Here is a 16165-nt window from a genome sequence, read left to right as displayed (position 1 = left end):
CTTTTTGTCGCGTTTGACAAAAAGTGACTCGCCGTAAGGGCGAAAAGGTGATTAAGCGTCTCCATCGCATACGGACTATGCCCGCCATAAAAACCCACGCAGCAAACAACTTCAAACTTCAAAACCAATATATGTACCCCAGTACAACCACTCGACCCTACCGCCCCAGAGCCCTCTCAATCGCCCCCCGAAACGCCGGATCATCCGGCTTCGTCAAACTGGAGAAACTCGCAATCACCTTCCCCTGCCGATCAATCACATACTTATAAAAATTCCACTTCGGCGCACTGCTCTGCCTCGCCAGCTCCACAAACAGAGGGATCGCATCCTTACCCCGTACCGCCTGTTCCTTGGTCATGGTAAAGGTCACCCCATAATTGGCATAACAGACCTTCGCCGTCTTCTCGCTGTCGGCATCCTCCTGCTTGAAGTCATTGGAAGGCACCCCCAACATCTCGAGCCCCCGACCGTGATACTCCTTGTACGCGGCCTCAAGCCCCTCGAACTGCGGCGCAAAACCGCAATAGCTGGCCGTGTTGATCACCACCAGCGGCTTACCGCCATAGCGCTCGCACAAATCCACCTGCCCCTTGCCCCGCAGCTCTGGCAGCGCCCCCTGCAATACCGCCGGGCACTCGGCCGCCCAAACCGGTAGCGCGGCGCACAACGCCAGCAACGGTACTGTCAACCACTGTGTCTTCACGTCAACTGACTCCTGTTGGCCAATACCCGAACTTGCAGCGTAGCGCTTAACAAACGCCCATGCCCAATTGCATCAACGCCATGCCGCCCTGGTGCCACCCCCACCACACCAGGGCCAGCGCTCCCAGCGCCACAATTACCAGCCCCACCCGCGCCACAGACCGGTTCATGCTGCCGCCTGCAAACGCGCCACGGGCCGTTCACGCACAGGCCAGTTGAGGGCCGCCGCCATCAGGCTCAGCAGGATTGCGATCTGCCAGACCAGGTCGTAGCTGCCCGTTCGATCATAGACAACACCCCCCAACCAGCCGCCCAGAAACGCCCCCAACTGATGGAACAGGAACACGATGCCGCCCAACATCGACAGGTTACGCACCCCGAACAACGTGGCCACCGTGCCATTGGTCAGCGGCACCGTGGACAACCACAACAGCCCCATGGCGATACCAAACAGATAGGCACTGAACGCGCTCACCGGCGCCCACAGGAACAGCACGATAACCACCGCCCGCAGCAGATACAGCCCAGTGAGCAAACGCGGCTTGGACATGCGCCCACCGAGCCAGCCGGCAGTGAACGTACCGGCGATATTGAACAGGCCCACCAGCGCCAGCACGGTGGTGCCGGTGGTTGCCGGCAGGTGCTGGTCCACCAGGTAGGCCGGCAGGTGTACGCCAATGAACACCACTTGGAACCCGCACACGAAGAACCCCAGCGCCAGCAACCAGAAGCCCGAATGCCCGCACGCCTCGCGCAATGCTTCACCCAGGGTTTGCTCACAGCCCAGCGCGGGCAGCGGGCGATCGCGCAGCAGGCCCACCAACGGCACGATAAACGCCACCAGCAGCCCCAACACCAGCAACGCGGCGGACCACCCCAGCCACTGGATCAGGCCCAACGTGCCCGGCAACATGGCGAACTGGCCGAACGAGCCGGCAGCGCTGGCGATGCCCATGGCCATACTGCGCTTGTCCGCCGGCACGGCGCGCCCAACCACACCCAATATCACTGAGAACGATGTACCGGACAGGCCGATGCCAATCAGCAGCCCGGCACTGAGCGAGAGCGACCAGGCAGAGTCGGCCATGCCCATCAGTCCCAGCCCGGTGGCGTACAGCACCCCACCGATCATCACCACCCGACCGGCACCGAGGCGGTCAGCCAAAGCACCCGCGAACGGCTGGGCCAGCCCCCAGACCAGGTTCTGCAAGGCGATGGCGAACGCAAACACCCCTCGGCCCCAGCCAAAATCCGCACTCATCGGCGCCAGAAACAGGCCAAAGCCATGCCGCACGCCCAAAGACAGCGCAAGGATCAACGCCGCCCCCAACAATACCCACCCGCTGGTGCGCCACACCGAACTCATTATTGTTATCTCCAGCCCATCACAAGGTGCTTGCGGATAGATTCCCGCTCACTGTCATGCAGCATGAACGCGTGGGCCGGCTGGTATCAAGTGGCGCGTACGGGCGTATGGGTTACGGCGCGCCCTCGGCCTGGCGCAGGCGCTTGGCGATAGGTTCGAACTGCGGGGTGGCCTTGCGAGGGAGCGGGTCGGGAGCGCCCTCCTCAATCGCCTGCCAGTACCGCCACGGCACTTTCGCAGCGCCCAGCTCGTAGTCCATGCCATCCCAGCTGTCTTCGCGGAAACTGTAGAACGCCCAATGCAGCCGGGCACCGTCGAGTACCCCAAGAACGTCCTCAAGGTACCGCGGGCAGCCCGCCAGCCGGCGCATGCAGCCAAACTCGCCTACGACCAGGCGTGAATGCGGCAACTTCATGGCCTGTGCCCAGGCTATGGGCTGCTGCAGGTAGCGCTTCACCCGCTCGCTATCCCATTGCTGGGGGTGCCCGGCAAAGGGAGCCGCACCAGGGTAGGCCAACGGTTGCTTGCGGGTCATATTGGGAGCACTGGTGACAAAATACGGCTCGTACATGTGGATGCTGTAGAGCACACGTGGGTCTGGCAGAGGTGCCGGCCAGTAGCCGAATGCATCGGCAGCGGCAAACCACCCCGCATCGACCATGATCGGCGTGGCTGGGTCTTCCTGACGGATGGCGGTTATCAGTTGCCGATACAGCCCGGGCAAGTCGCGCGCGCCACCCTGCTCTCGGGCATACCACCGGCGCATGCTCTCGGCGTCGGCGTGCTCGGCCAGGTCGCTCATTTTCTCGGGCGCAGGTTCGTTCACCAGGTTGTAGGCGGCAACAGCCGGGTGGCCTTTCAGCTCCCGCGCCAGGTCTTTCCAGAAGCCCGCGGCCTGCAACCAATAGGCTTTGTCCTGCCACAGACGGTCGTCAAACTGGCCCTTGTTGTTTTGCGACCAGCGCATGCCCGGCAGTGAAAGGGGCGCGATCACTACCTTCAACCCCGCCTGATGGGCACGGTCCAGAGCAGCACGCAATGTGGCCAGGTCGGCTGCAGGCAGGCCTTGGTAGCGATCGGCGTTACCCAGCAGAAAATCCCGCTGCGCAGGCTGCCACTTGTCGTAGGACAACCGCACCCAGGTTGCGCCATACCCGCGCAATGCGTCGAAATACGCCTGATCCGGTGGCAGCCGGTTGAAGCTGTTGCCGCCGTGGCGTGGCGTGTCCCAGAACGTGATCAGGTCTGCTGCCGTAGCAACGGGCACACAGAGCATCAGCAGAACGGTTAATAACCAATGGCGCATGGCAGGCTGCTCCAGCTTTCAGAAAGCAGCGAGCCTACGTGAATACGGGGTTAGCGTCTTTTCAAAACTATTCAATGATTTTTACGGAATATGACCGCAATAATTTTTGTAGGAAGGCTCTGAAAGTTATGTAGGAAACCTAAATACTCAAAGCTAGACCGATCACTACGGCCAACTCAAGCAGCTCCAGCATGGCACCGGCTGTATCCCCTGTAGTGCCGCCCAGTCGCTGGCACATCAAGCGCCGCAATGCGACAAACGTACCCAGTGCCAGCACCACGGCCCAACCCGCCATCAGCAGGCCGACAGCAGTACACACCAGCACGACCCCCATGGCAGCCCGTCGAGGCAGGTGCTGGGCAAGCGCCTGGCCCAGGCCGCCAGGGCGGACGTAGGGGGTAGAAAGAAACAGGCCAAGCATCGCGGCCCGGCCGATCACGGGTGCAAGCAGCAACACTGCACCAGCGCCCTGCTCCACCAGTACCCACAGGGCACAGAATTTAAGCAGCAACACCAGCACCAGGGTGACGATCGCCACCGGCCCGCTGCGGGGGTCCTTCATGATCTGCAAGGTGCGTTCGCGGTCGCCAAACCCGCCCAGCCAGGCATCGGCACTGTCCGCCAGGCCATCCAGGTGCAAGGCGCCGCTCAGCAGCACCCACAGGCTCAACAGCAACGCCGCATGCAGCGGTACCGGCACCGCTTGCAGCAAGTGGCTGGCCAACCAGAGCACCAGGCCGAACAACAGGCCAACCAGCGGGTAAAACAGCAGCGAACGGCCTACCTCGCGAGGGGCTGGCATGCCCGGCAAGGTGACGGGCAAACTGCTCAGAAACTGCAACGCGATCCAGAACGGTAGCATGTCAGCAGCCCTCTATCAGTTGCCCTTGCGCGGTCACCCGCAGCTGCACGAGTGCGCCGTGGCCCACCTCCACCTGCAGCAGTTGTGCCCTTGGCAGGCCGCGGGCACGGGCCAGCAACAGGCGTATCACCCCACCATGGGTCACCAGCAGCACGCGCTTGCCGGCATGCTGGCACGCCAGGCGCCCTACCGCCGTCAGCACGCGCCCGGCAAAGGCTTGAACCGGTTCGCCGTTGGGCGGTGTGTAGGCGTAGGGGTCTGCCCAGAAGCGCCCCAGCTCGTCGGCCTGCTGTTCCATGATCTGTGCAGCAGTGCGGCCCTCCCAGTCACCGAAGTGCAGCTCCTGCAGGGCAGGCTCGCGCTGCACGGGCAAGCCCAATTGCGCCCCCAGCTCATCGGCGAAGCGACCACAACGCTGCAACGGTGAACTCACCAGCACCTGCCAATGGCCGGCCTTTGCCACGGCGTCGCGCATCTGTGCCCAACCCTTGTCGGTCAGGGCATCATCAATGCTGCCTCGCAGGCCACCCTGTACGGTTTCACCGTGGCGCAGCAGGTCGAGAATCATGCCGGGCGGTCCGCCACGGCCGCCTCGGCAAAGGTCGCCATCTGCCCGTGCAGGGCACACGCCAGGCGCACCAGCGGCACGGCCAGGGCAGCACCACTGCCCTCGCCCAGCCGCAGGCCTAACGCCAGCAATGGCTCGGCTTGCAGCGCAGCCAGCACAGCCTGATGTCCGGGCTCGGCGCCCTGGTGCGCAAACAGCAACCAGGGGCGGCACTGTGGGTTCAGCCGCACCGCCACCAGCGCAGCGACGCTGCAAATGAAGCCGTCCACCAGTACCGCCACCCCGGCTTGCGCGCAGCCCAAATAAGCACCGGCCAGGGCGGCGATCTCGAAGCCGCCCACGCAGACCAGCGCCTGTAACGGGTCTGTAGCCTGCAACGCATGCAAGCTCAGCGCCCGCTCGATAACCTCGGCCTTGTGCCGCACGCCGGCATTGTCTAGGCCCGTACCCGGGCCGCTCAGGGCAACTGCCGGGCAGCCCAGCAACACGCTGGCCAAGGCCGCTGCAGCCGTGGTGTTGCCGATGCCCATCTCGCCACCGATGAACAATTGCCCACCGGCCTGGGCGGCACGCTGTGCGCTGTCGCGGCCAGCCTGCAAGGCTGCCTGCAACTGGCCCGCCGTCATGGCAGGCTGGCGGGCGAAGTTGGCGGTACCTGCGCCGAGGCGCAAATGGCTCACCCCTGGCAGATCCAGATGTGGGTCGACCGTGCCCAGGTCGATCACCTCCAGGCTGGCCTGCAGTTGGCGGGCCAGCACACTGATTGCCGCGCCACCACCGACGAAATTGCGCAGCATCTGACCGGTGACGGCTTGTGGGTAGGCGGAGATGCCTTCTTCGACGACCCCATGGTCGCCAGCAAACAGGGTGATGAAAACGTTATCCACGGTCGGGCGCTCGCGCCCCTGCAGGCCGGCCAGCTGAACGGCCAGGCTCTCCAGCTGGCCAAGGGACCCCGCTGGCTTGGTCAACTGCTGCTGACGGGCACGGGCCTGGCCCGTGGCGTTTTCATCGACGGCTTGGCAGGGGTTCTGCCACCAGGTGGCGTTCATAGTGCAGGTCCTTTCAGCATCAGGGGCAAGCCGGCCACGGTCAGCACCACGCGCTCACAGCGCTCGGCCACTGCCTGGTGCAGCCAGCCGGCCAGGTCGACATAGCGTCGGGTCAGCTCGCCCATGGGCACGACGCCGAGGCCGGTTTCATTACTGACCAGCACCAGGGTGCCAGGCAGGGTGGGCAGGCACTCCAGCAGCGCATCGCGCTCCTGGGCCAGGCGCTGATCGTCTTCGAGCATCAGCAGGTTGGTCAGCCACAAGGTCAGGCAATCCACCAGCAGGCAGCGCCCCTCTGCCGCTTCGCTCCGTAACACGGTAGCCAGGGCCAGGGGTTCCTCGATCAACCCCCACTCGGCGGGGCGCCGCTGACGGTGGAGTTGCACACGTTCGTTCATCTCACCGTCCAGGGGCTGGCTGGTGGCGATGTAGGTCACCGGCAGGCCGCTGTCGGCAGCCAGTTGTTCGGCGAGGCGGCTTTTGCCGGAGCGGGCACCGCCCAGGATCAGGTTGTGCATTTCAGGCTACCCCACACAGTTGCAGCAGGCGGCGGGTGTCCAGGTGCCGCTCAACCAGGTCGGCCAGGCGTTCGATATCGCGTTCGCGCAATGCCTGGTAATCGATTACCTGCACTTCATCGAGGCCTGCCCAGCGCAGCAACGCCGCGCAGGAGGCGCTGCCCTCGAACAAGCCGTGCAGGTAAGTGGCGAGCACCTGCCCGTCGGCACTGATGGCGCCGTCGCTGCGGCCATCGGCCAGCTGCACCGCAGGGTGGCCCAGTGCCGGGCCGGTCGTGACCCCGGCGTGGATCTCGTAACCGGTGACCGGCGCGGTTTCGAGCGCCAGGGTGCCAGCCACGTTGCGCAGTTGCTTCTCGGCCTCCAGTACCGTGGCGTAGTCGAACAGCCCCAGGCCCGTGCTGGAACCTGCAGCGCCTTCCAGGCCGGCGGGGTCGTGGACGTCACGGCCGAGCATCTGCAGCCCGCCACAAATGCCGATCAACTTGCCGCCGTAGCGCAGATGCCGCTCGATGGCCTTGTCCCAGCCGCGTTCGCGCAGCTGGGCCAGGTCACTGCGTACACTCTTGGAGCCCGGCAGGATAATCAGGTCGGCAGGTGGGATAGGCTGGCCCGGGCCCACAAACTGCAGGTCCACCTGCGGGTGCAGGCGCAGCGGGTCGAAGTCGGTGTGGTTGCTGATACGCGGCAGCACCGGCACGATCACCTTCAGTACCTGTGCATCCTTCTCGCCCTGGCGTGCATCAATGCCATCCTCGGCCTCCAGATGCAGGTCGGTGACGTAGGGCAGCACGCCCAGCACCGGCTTGCCCGTCCGTTGCTCCAGCCAGTCGAGCCCTGGTTGCAGCAGGGCGATATCGCCCCTGAAGCGGTTGATGACAAACCCTTTGACCCGCGCCTGCTCGCTGGGCGACAGCAGCTCAAGCGTACCGACAAGGTGGGCGAAAACCCCTCCGCGGTTGATGTCGGCCACCAAAATGACGGGGCAATCCACTGCCTCGGCAAAGCCCATGTTGGCGATATCGCCGGCACGCAAGTTGATTTCTGCCGGGGACCCTGCCCCCTCTACCATCACCACTGGCCAGGCCTCGCTAAGGCGCCGGTGGGAGGCCAGCACCGCTTGCATGGCGATGGCTTTGTAGTCGTGGTACGCGACCGCATTCATGCTGGTAACGGCGCGGCCATGGATGATCACCTGGGCGCCAGTGTCGCTGTTGGGCTTGAGCAGCACCGGGTTCATGTCAGTGTGGGGCTCAAGGCGGCAGGCCTGGGCCTGTACGGCCTGGGCGCGGCCAATTTCGCCACCATCGGCGGTCACGGCACTGTTCAGCGCCATGTTCTGCGGTTTGAATGGCACCACCCCGATGCCCTGGCGCAACAGCCAGCGGCACAGGGCGGTCACCAGGGTGCTTTTACCGGCGTCGGACGTGGTGCCTTGCACCATGAGGGTGGTCATGGGGTGTCCTTCTTGTAGGTAGCCAGGGCCTGGGCCAGGCGCAGTTCGTCCGCCTCGCAGGCAGGCAGGCCAAAGCGCAGCGCCGAGGGCTGTTCAAACAGGCGAACCAGAATGCCGCTGCGGGCAAGATGGTCGTGCAGGTGTGCAGCATGCTGGCAACGCACATACTGAAACAGGTCGCAGCCGCCGCTGACGGCAAGCCCGCCACGCGCCAATAATTGTGCAAGGCGCAGGCTGTAAGCCGCGCAGCGCTCGCGCTGCAGATGCTGGGTGGCCTGATCGGCCAGGCTGGCCTGGGCCAATACCCGGGTCGGGCCGTTGATGGTCCAGGGCCCAAGCAGGTCGGCCAGGCGCGACAGCAGGCTGCCCTCAGCCGCCACGAAGCCCAGGCGAACCCCCGCCAGCCCAAAGAATTTGCCGAACGAGCGCAAAACGATCAGCCCAGGGCGCTCAGCACAATCCACCACGCTGCACGCGGGGGTGTTGTCCATGAAGGCTTCGTCCACCAGCAACCAACCCCCACGCGCTGCCAGGCGCTGGTGCCAGGCCAGCACGGTTGCACGTGGCAGGCTGCGGCCGGTCGGGTTGTTCGGGTTCACCAGCACCAGCACATCCAGGTGATCGAGTGATGCCTCGACCTGGGTTTCGTCCAGCGCCGTCAACCGATGCCCGGCACGCTGCCAGGCATGGGCGTGCTCGGCATAGCATGGGGTGAGCACCCCGACGTTGCCGGGCGTACGCAGCAGCGGCAGCGCCTGAATGGCAGCCTGGGACCCGGCCACCGGCAGCAACTGAGCGGCGCCATAGTAACGGCAGGCGGCCTGCTCCAGGCCGTCATGGGTTTCAGGCAGGCGGGCCCAGGCTTGCACAGGAATAGACGGGATGGGAAAGGGCCAAGGCGCGATGCCACTGGACAGGTCCAGCCAGTGCTCGCGTGCAATGCCGTACTGGCGCACTGCGCGCAGCAGGCGGCCACCGTGTTCAAGCATTCAGGTACGCCCCCAGGCAGATCACCAACAGCCATAACCAGACCCCGCGCTGCACCAACTGCCAGCCACGCTCGATGGCGTCCTCGCTGGCTGCCGGCCCTTCGCCCAGGCGCGGGCGCTCGTGCAACTGGCCGTGGTACACCGCAGGCCCGCCAAGTTCTACCCCCAGCGCACCCGCGCCAGCGGCCATCACCGGCCCGGCGTTGGGGCTGTCCCACAAGGGGCCCTGCCGGCGCCAACAGGCCAGTGCCAGGCGGGTTTTGCCAAGCACCGCATAGGTCAATGCCACCAGCCGGGCCGGCACGTAATTGAGCAGGTCGTCGATGCGCGCGGCGCACCAGCCAAAACGCTCGAAGCGCTCGTTGCGGTAGCCCCACATGGCATCAAGGGTATTGCTCAGACGGTACAGCACCACACCCGGCGCACCGGCTACCACGAACCAGAACAACGCGGCGAACACGGCATCGCTGCCGTTTTCCAGCACCGACTCGGTAGCCGCCCGGGCGACCGCAGGTTCATCCAGATCACGGGTTTCGCGGCTGACCAGGTAACCCACACGGCGCCGCGCCTCTTCCAGGTCGCCCTGGCGCAAGGCAGCAGCGACGGGCAGTACATGTTCGCCCAAACTGCGCAGGCCCAACGCGCAGTACAACGCGAGCACGTCCACCAGCCAGCCTATGCCCGGCAGCCAGGACAGTATCAGTGCAACCAAGGTCAAGGGCACCACGGCCAGGAACCAGGCACTCACGCCATGGCTGCGCCAGCCACGGCCGCCCGCGTTCAAACGGCGCTCAAGGTTGGCCGCCATGTTGCCAAACGCAACCAACGGGTGACGCCGCTGGGGTTCACCGAACAGGGCATCCAAAGCCACGCCGGCGAAGGTCAGCAAGGCTACGCTCATGGGCGTGCCCCCCAATGGTTTTCGTACAGCATCTCACTCAGCGGCTGCGCTTGGGCCCAGCCCTCCACCACCAGCATGGGCGCCGGATAGAACGCGGTAACAGGGCCCAGGCAGAGCACCGCCACTGGTTTGGCCCCGGCGGGCATGCCCAGCAGTGCGGCCAGCGCCTGCGGCTCGAACAACGACACCCAGCCCATACCCAACCCTTCGGCACGTGCAGCCAGCCACAGGTTCTGGATGGCGCAGGCCAGCGAGGCAAGGTCCATTTCAGGCAGCGTGCGGCGGCCGAACAGGTGCGGCTCGCGGTTGTCCATCAGGGCTGCCACCAGCAGCTCTGCACAATCGTTTATGCCTTCGACCTTGAGTTTCATGAAGTCGTCGGAGCGCTCGCCCAACGCCTGAGCAGTCAGCACACGCTCCTGCTCGACCAGCCCCTGGATGCGCCCGCGTAAGTCACGCTGGGTAATGCGAATAAAGCGCCAAGGCTGCATGAGGCCAACACTGGGTGCCTGATGGGCCGCCGCCAGCAGCCGCGCCAGTAATTCTGGCGCCACCTCGCCACCGGCAAAATGGCGCATGTCGCGGCGCTCGCCGATCGCCCGGTATACCGCAGCGCGCTCGGGCTCACTGAAAACGTGCTCGGTCATGGTCGCAACAGCGCCGCCGCTGCCTCAGGGTTCGAAGGGAAATAAAAATGCACATAGGAAGCCGTCAACCGCCCCAGGCGATACACCGCCTCATTACCCCGCCCGCCATTGGGGCTCAGGCCACGTGCAACGGGCTCCAGCGTGGTGCTGGTCAGGGAATGGTGATAAGTATGGCCACGCAGGGTGCCCTCCGGCAGTTCCACGGCCTGCAAGGCCAAGGCCGCCAGGCGTTTTTGCATGGTCGCCTCGCCAGGCAGCAGGCCCAGCAGCTCGGCACGCTCGCCAGCCACGTCGGTGAGCGCCTCCAGCAAATACAGCATGCCGCCACACTCTGCCAACAGGGGCTTGCCCTGGGCGTGGTGCGCGCGAATGGCCTGGCACATCGGGGCGTTAGCAGCCAGGGCATGGTGATGCAGTTCGGGGTAGCCGCCAGGCAGGTACAGGCTGTCGACCCTCGGCAGCACCTGGTCATGCAGCGGCGAGAAGAACGCCAGCTGCGCGCCCATGCGCCGCAGCAATTCAAGGTTGGCGCCGTAGGTAAAGGCAAAGGCCTCGTCGTGCGCCACGCCTACCCGCACACCTTCCAGCATGGCAGGGGATTGCAACGGCTGTGGCTGGGCGAAGGTGACCGCGGGCGGCAGGGTGGCATCGCAGCTGTCACCCAGCGCCTGCGCGGCGGCGTCCAGCCGGGTATCCAGGTCGTTCAGTTCACTGGCCTGGACCAAGCCCAGGTGGCGGCTGGGCAACTCGATGCCCCGCTCACGGGACAACCCGCCGTACCAGCGCAGCCCCTCGGTCAGGCTACCCTCAAGCAACTGGGCGTGGCGCAGGCTGCCCACCCGGTTGGCCAGCACCCCGGCAAACGGCAGGTCGGGCTGATAGCGGGCCAGCCCCAGGGCCAATGCACCGAAGGTTTGGGCCATGGCCGTACCATCGATGACCGCCAGCACCGGCACGCCGAAATGGCGTGCCAGGTCCGCGCTCGAGGGGGTGCCGTCGAACAGCCCCATCACCCCTTCGATCAGGATCAGGTCGGCCTCACCTGCGGCCTCCCACAGCAACCGGCGGCTTTCCTCGGCACCGATCATCCACAGGTCCAACTGATACACCGGCGCACCGCTGGCCCGTTCGAGAATCATTGGGTCGAGAAAATCGGGCCCGCATTTGAACACCCGTACCTTGCGGCCCAAGTTGCGGTGCAGCCGGGCCAGGGCCGCGGTCACCGTGGTCTTGCCCTGCCCTGAGGCCGGGGCTGCAATCAGTACCGCAGGGCATTGGCGGGGTGCGCTCACAGTTCCACGCCCTTCTGGGCACGGATGCCGGCCTGGAATGCGTGCTTGAGCATGCCCATTTCAGTCACCGTGTCCGCCAGCTCGACCATCTCTGGTTTGGCACCGCGGCCGGTGACGATCACGTGCTGCATGGGTGGGCGGGCCTGGATGTCGGACAGCACCTGATCCAGCTCCAGGTAGCCGTGCTTCAGGGCGATGTTCAACTCGTCGAGTACCACGAACTGCACAGATTCGTCCTGCAGCAGTTGACGCGACACGGCCCATGCCGCCTCGGCCGCCGCGATGTCACGCTGGCGATCCTGGGTTTCCCACGTGAAACCCTCGCCCATCACGTGGTAACGCACCTGCTCGGGGAAGCGACGGAAGAACAGCTCTTCACCGGTGCTGTTGCGGCCTTTGATGAATTGCACGACACCGCACTGCATGCCATGGCCCAGTGCACGCGCGAGCATGCCGAACGCCGAGCTGCTCTTGCCCTTGCCGTTGCCGGTCAGTACCAGCAGCAAGCCGCATTCGTTGGGGGAGTTGGCGATGCGTTCGTCGATGACCGCTTTCTTGCGCTGCATGCGCGCCAGGTGACGTTCGTCGCGTTCGGTGATTTCGCTCATGGGGGGCTCCGCTGGCTGGCACCACGGCAAGCCATGGCGACAGGGAATAAGCAGGCAAAAGGAGCGCGCGCAGGAGCCATGGCTGAACGCCACGGTGCACCGCGCATCACCCTCCGTGATGCCGTTGGCAGTGTCAGGCCGGTCTCCGGGCTTGCGAGCGGGCACCGGCCCAAGCCTGCGCACCTTCCCGGGTACAGACACCCAGTGGCATTGCGCGGCCGTCACTCACTTACCGTTGCGGGGGCAGCGCCGGAATCGCGCCATGCTGGCACCCACCGGCTTCCCTGTTTCACCCCTTGGCGGGGCACCTGAAACACGCGCGAAGGTTAGAGGGTTGCGTCGGGAGCGTCAATCGACGCAACCCCTAGGCGGGATAACAAAGCCACCCGGCTCGATGGCCGTTCGGCAAAACTGTGCCACACTGAAATCAAGTGATATCACATAGCCATTACGCAGGTCGTACGCCCCCATACTCACAACAGGAGTGCGCAGCATGCGAGGCCATCTGATCAACAACCCGCGCCTTGAATTTCTGGCGCCTGTGTTCGAGCGCTGGGTGGAATGCATCGACCGTTACAACCGCTGTGCCGGTGACGCCGAGGCGCCTTATTGGCACGGCGCAACGGCCAATGCAGGGCTGCTGGCAGCGGCGGCCTGGCAAGCAGAACTGACCGCGCTGCAGCAGTTTTCAGGCAAGAAACAACGGGACGACGAGGACCGTGAGGCACGCTGCGACCTGTGGATCAGCAGCCTCGACGAGGCGCTTTACCTAAGTGTGAGCCAGCGCTGGCCGAAAATGGCCAGCCTGGACATGGCGGCAGCCCTGCAACAGACCGCGGCCCTGGCTCACCAGGTGGCTTACCCCAGCCAGCTGAAAGCCGGCGCCCTGTTCATCAGCCCGTGCAAGGCAGGGCAACATGCCAGCCCCGAGGAACTCCAGGACCTCGTGGACGACCTGCAGAAGCATACTGCGTGCGCCATTGCCTGGTATTTCCCCTACGCCTACCGCAAGCTGCACGACGCACTGGGTAACTACTACCCAGGCGTTGCGCTGCTGCTCAGGCAAAGTTGAACAACGTGCTGTGCTGGCCGCTCACGCAGGGAAAAACCGCTTTGCCAACGCAGGCGTACGCAGGCGCCCGCTGAATACGCCGGGGTCGAATACCTGGCCCGTGCGCAGGTCGTGAACCACGCCGGAAGCAGGCTTCACCGCACGGCCCAGGGTGACCAGAATAAAGTGGTAACCGGGCCCGTACACCTGCTCCACATTCTCCACCCGGAAGTACTGCCCAGGCAGAAACAACGTTTCTGCTTCATCCCAGTACAACGAAAAAGCGCTGACCGGGGTGCCCTCTTCATAACGCCCGGCAGGCAGCTGGTAAATCACGGAGCTGTCATCGAACTCCCTGACGTTGCCACGCGCCTGCCCAGGTACCACACGTGAGGCAAACTCCGCTGCTTTATAGGGGTTTTCGGTAAAGGACGTCAGGTCCGTCGTCACCAGCGTGTCCCCCACCTTCAACCGACCACTGCGATAGGGTGCTGCACCGGTGTGGCGCGCCGCGTTACCACCGCGGTACAGCGTCACCGCGTTACTCTTGGGCAACCGCTCGAGCGAGTCAGCCAGGTTGGCGATATAGCTGTCTTCGTCCCCATACCGATAGCGGCCATGGCGGAATACATCATTCACTTGCGACTCGTCGCTGGTGTAGTACTCGATCAACGAATTGAAATACTCACGCTCGTGACGGTACGAATATTCAGGGGCGTTTCTGACCATCACGCAGTCCAGCCCATTGGCATCCACATCGGGCGCCCGCCCCTCCGATACCGTAGGCAACATCCAGGATTCCAGCAGGGTTTTCTGACGCCTCAGCGCCTGGGTGCTGAGGGCCTTGCTCTGCGCAGGGTCCAGGCCGGCGTAGGTGTCCCAGAAGGGAGAATTGACGGTGGCGACGTTCTCTATAGCGGGCGGGTTGCCGCCTGCCAGGCGGGGCGGCACCAGTAGCTCCCATTCACCGCTGGCACTCAGGCGAACCGGGCGCAGGGGCCCGAACGCGTATGGGTTTTCGGCCGGCACGATCAGCCAGCATGACAGGTCGGTGCTGTAACGGACCCGGTACGACAAACCGTTCAGCTTGATCCAGCAGGAGCCATCCTCCTGCACCAGCACGCCCGCCAGCCGACCTTCACGGCCCGTTTCGCCCACCAGCAGGTTGTTGGTTTCCAACCCCTCTGCGGCCGTGGTCGCTGACGTCTGCACCTGCCAGTGCTCCAGTGAAATCGTGGCTTCATGCTGGGGCGCCTGATAGGCCAGCGAGTCGAAACTGGCCTGGAACGTGACGTCCACCAGGTTGAGCGCAGCCATGAGCGTATCGATCATGGCTGCGCGTAACGCCGCCTTGCGCCCGTCATCGTCACGTGCATCCAGCGCAGCATCCACCTCCAGCGCCACCCGGCTGACGGTGACCCCGAGCATGACCCAGAGCACCGGCCGCCCGAGGGGCGCAAAGCCGCCAAACACCTTCAGGAATGCACCGAGGTAACCTCGCCAGAGCACCTTGCGCAGGTCCTGGTTGCTGATCATCAGGTTGGCATTGCTGTGCATCTCGGCACGGGACAAGTTGGCCATGTAGTCGAAGAAGTCGTTCTTCACCGGGCGCTTCAGGGATTGCAACAGCAACTGCGCAGCTTCGGCCGAGGCGCTCTGGGCCAAAGTGTGCAACTGCCCATGGATACGTTTCACCCTGCCGTCATCATAGAGATGCGTAGCCCGCATGAACTGACCCAGCCACTGCGGGTCCTGCAGGCTCGTGCGCAACCAGCCGGCCAAGGCGCGCTCGGACTCGAACGCCCACAAGGCCTGCTCGGCCCATGGCAGATACAGCATTGCGCGGCCGTCCTGCTCATGCAGGCTGTACAGGCAGCCGCGGTCGTCATGATCGAATGCGTAGCGGTAAACCTGCAATGGGCGCTGGCTACTGTCATGCTCCAGCCGGGCCAGTGCAGGCAGCTCGTTTGCACTCAAGCGGTCAGTAACCAGGGCGCGCACCTGCGCCCACTGCGTGCTGTTTATCTTGCCAGCCTGTGCCGCATGCCGGGCCTGGGCCAACAGGTTGATCTTGGCCAGCACACGAAAATGCCGGCCATGCCGAACCCAGAACTCATCGACACGCTGACGGTAGAGGCTGGCGAAATCCAGCGCCCACAGATCAGCCAGCACGTCGCTGGGCAGCATCGGCACTTCATTGTGCTCGTCAAACCGCCCCGCATGGGGGCCCTGGCGATAGAAGCCGCCGTAAACGTTCAGTTCGTCGGAGGCCTCCTGAAAACCCGGGTCAAAGCGCTCGATCACCAGCTGCGGCAGCCGCAACGACTTGCTGGGGCGCCCCGAATGCTGCCAGCCGGTGAACGTGCGCGGGCTGCTGGTAGCCGTGCCCTGAAACTGGTGCCACCAGATGAACCGGGGGTCAATAGCCTTGCCGGTACGGCGCAGCAGGATTTGCGTGGCCTGCTCCCTGGCCAGCTCATAGGGGTCGGGGTAGTCCCGAATGATCTTGTCGACCAATCGCGCCAGCGGCATACCAGCACTTATCGCATCCAGGCCACGGTCGACTTTTTCCAGAAGGTTCTTCATGGGTACTCCAGCATCGGGTTGTCAGGCACCCATGCTGCCTAGCGAGGTGGTCAGCAGGCGGTAGCGGTGTAGCCCCTGGTCACAGCGACTGAACCCAACAGACCCGGCTATTCTCTGAAGCACTACCTGCCCGCACTGAGAGATGCGCCCATGAACCGCCCGCCCGTTCCACTGTTGCTCGTGCTGTGCGCCGGCCTGGCAGGCTGCGGCGAAACTGCCCGCCTGGCAGTAGCCGATGGCACGGGCCCTACCCCGCAACTC

The 16165-nt window shown here is 64.6% G+C and carries 16 protein-coding genes and 1 riboswitch; of the genes, 1 reads left to right on the top strand and 15 read right to left on the bottom strand.

Annotation, left to right across the window (positions count from 1 at the left end):
* Window positions 1–157: 157 nt before the first annotated feature.
* From IAE38_RS22510 to cobO, 14 genes are all read right to left on the bottom strand, one after another.
* Window positions 158–703 (bottom strand): glutathione peroxidase, encoded by a 546-nt coding sequence (locus tag IAE38_RS22510; RefSeq protein WP_201164789.1) that lies wholly within the window; start codon window positions 701–703, stop codon window positions 158–160.
* A 46-nt stretch (window positions 704–749) separates the two neighbouring features.
* A complete protein-coding gene (locus tag IAE38_RS24125; protein ID WP_256217500.1) occupies window positions 750–872 on the bottom strand; it encodes a hypothetical protein in 123 nt (40 codons plus the stop codon).
* Window positions 869–2068, bottom strand: coding sequence for an MFS transporter (locus IAE38_RS22505; protein WP_236404338.1), 1200 nt, complete (start codon window positions 2066–2068; stop codon window positions 869–871). The genes IAE38_RS24125 and IAE38_RS22505 overlap by 4 nt, the downstream gene beginning before the upstream one ends.
* Window positions 2069–2180: 112 nt before the next feature.
* Window positions 2181–3308 carry a glycoside hydrolase family 5 protein gene (locus IAE38_RS22500; protein ID WP_442968327.1) on the bottom strand — a complete coding sequence of 376 codons (1128 nt, stop codon included), beginning with the start codon at window positions 3306–3308 and terminating at the stop codon, window positions 2181–2183.
* 205 nt (window positions 3309–3513) lie between these two features.
* Window positions 3514–4236, bottom strand: coding sequence for an adenosylcobinamide-GDP ribazoletransferase (locus IAE38_RS22495; RefSeq protein ID WP_201219360.1), 723 nt, complete (start codon window positions 4234–4236; stop codon window positions 3514–3516).
* A 1-nt stretch (window position 4237) separates the two neighbouring features.
* Complete coding sequence (locus IAE38_RS22490) at window positions 4238–4804, bottom strand: histidine phosphatase family protein (protein WP_201219358.1); 567 nt, start codon at window positions 4802–4804, stop codon at window positions 4238–4240.
* Window positions 4801–5856 carry a nicotinate-nucleotide--dimethylbenzimidazole phosphoribosyltransferase gene (cobT, locus tag IAE38_RS22485; protein WP_201219356.1) on the bottom strand — a complete coding sequence of 352 codons (1056 nt, stop codon included), beginning with the start codon at window positions 5854–5856 and terminating at the stop codon, window positions 4801–4803. Before cobT ends, IAE38_RS22490 begins: the two co-directional genes overlap by 4 nt.
* Window positions 5853–6374, bottom strand: a complete 522-nt coding sequence (gene cobU / locus IAE38_RS22480; protein WP_201164784.1) for a bifunctional adenosylcobinamide kinase/adenosylcobinamide-phosphate guanylyltransferase — start codon at window positions 6372–6374, stop codon at window positions 5853–5855. The genes cobT and cobU overlap by 4 nt, the downstream gene beginning before the upstream one ends.
* 1 nt (window position 6375) lies before the next feature.
* On the bottom strand, window positions 6376–7830 hold the full coding sequence (locus IAE38_RS22475) for a cobyric acid synthase (protein WP_201219354.1): 1455 nt from the start codon (window positions 7828–7830) through the stop codon (window positions 6376–6378).
* Window positions 7827–8819 (bottom strand): threonine-phosphate decarboxylase CobD, encoded by a 993-nt coding sequence (gene cobD, locus IAE38_RS22470; protein WP_201219352.1) that lies wholly within the window; start codon window positions 8817–8819, stop codon window positions 7827–7829. Before cobD ends, IAE38_RS22475 begins: the two co-directional genes overlap by 4 nt.
* Window positions 8812–9720: an adenosylcobinamide-phosphate synthase CbiB gene (cbiB, locus tag IAE38_RS22465; protein WP_201219350.1), complete on the bottom strand. Its 909-nt coding sequence runs from the start codon at window positions 9718–9720 to the stop codon at window positions 8812–8814. Before cbiB ends, cobD begins: the two co-directional genes overlap by 8 nt.
* A complete protein-coding gene (bluB, locus tag IAE38_RS22460) occupies window positions 9717–10367 on the bottom strand; it encodes a 5,6-dimethylbenzimidazole synthase (RefSeq protein ID WP_201164780.1) in 651 nt (216 codons plus the stop codon). Before bluB ends, cbiB begins: the two co-directional genes overlap by 4 nt.
* Entirely contained in the window at window positions 10364–11659 is a 1296-nt protein-coding gene (locus tag IAE38_RS22455; protein WP_201164779.1) for a cobyrinate a,c-diamide synthase, read from the bottom strand. The genes bluB and IAE38_RS22455 overlap by 4 nt, the downstream gene beginning before the upstream one ends.
* On the bottom strand, window positions 11656–12267 hold the full coding sequence (cobO, locus tag IAE38_RS22450) for a cob(I)yrinic acid a,c-diamide adenosyltransferase (protein ID WP_201164778.1): 612 nt from the start codon (window positions 12265–12267) through the stop codon (window positions 11656–11658). The genes IAE38_RS22455 and cobO overlap by 4 nt, the downstream gene beginning before the upstream one ends.
* Window positions 12268–12386: 119 nt before the next feature.
* Window positions 12387–12594: riboswitch (cobalamin riboswitch) on the bottom strand.
* Window positions 12595–12760: 166 nt separating this feature from the next.
* On the opposite strand from cobO, the gene IAE38_RS22445 reads away from it, so the two are divergent.
* Entirely contained in the window at window positions 12761–13339 is a 579-nt protein-coding gene (locus IAE38_RS22445; RefSeq protein ID WP_201164777.1) for a hypothetical protein, read from the top strand.
* 21 nt (window positions 13340–13360) lie between these two features.
* Here the strand turns inward: IAE38_RS22445 and IAE38_RS22440 are convergent, their stop codons facing one another.
* The gene (locus IAE38_RS22440) at window positions 13361–15904 is read right to left on the bottom strand and encodes a dermonecrotic toxin domain-containing protein (RefSeq protein WP_201219348.1); all 2544 of its coding nucleotides are present in this window, start codon (window positions 15902–15904) and stop codon (window positions 13361–13363) included.
* Between the last annotated feature and the right edge of the window lie 261 nt (window positions 15905–16165).

It is taken from the genome of Pseudomonas sp. S32, assembly GCF_016648095.1.
GTDB lineage: Bacteria > Pseudomonadota > Gammaproteobacteria > Pseudomonadales > Pseudomonadaceae > Aquipseudomonas > Aquipseudomonas parafulva.
The sequence above is the reverse complement of the archived record's forward strand: the minus strand, read 5'-3'. Positions and strand labels throughout refer to the sequence as shown.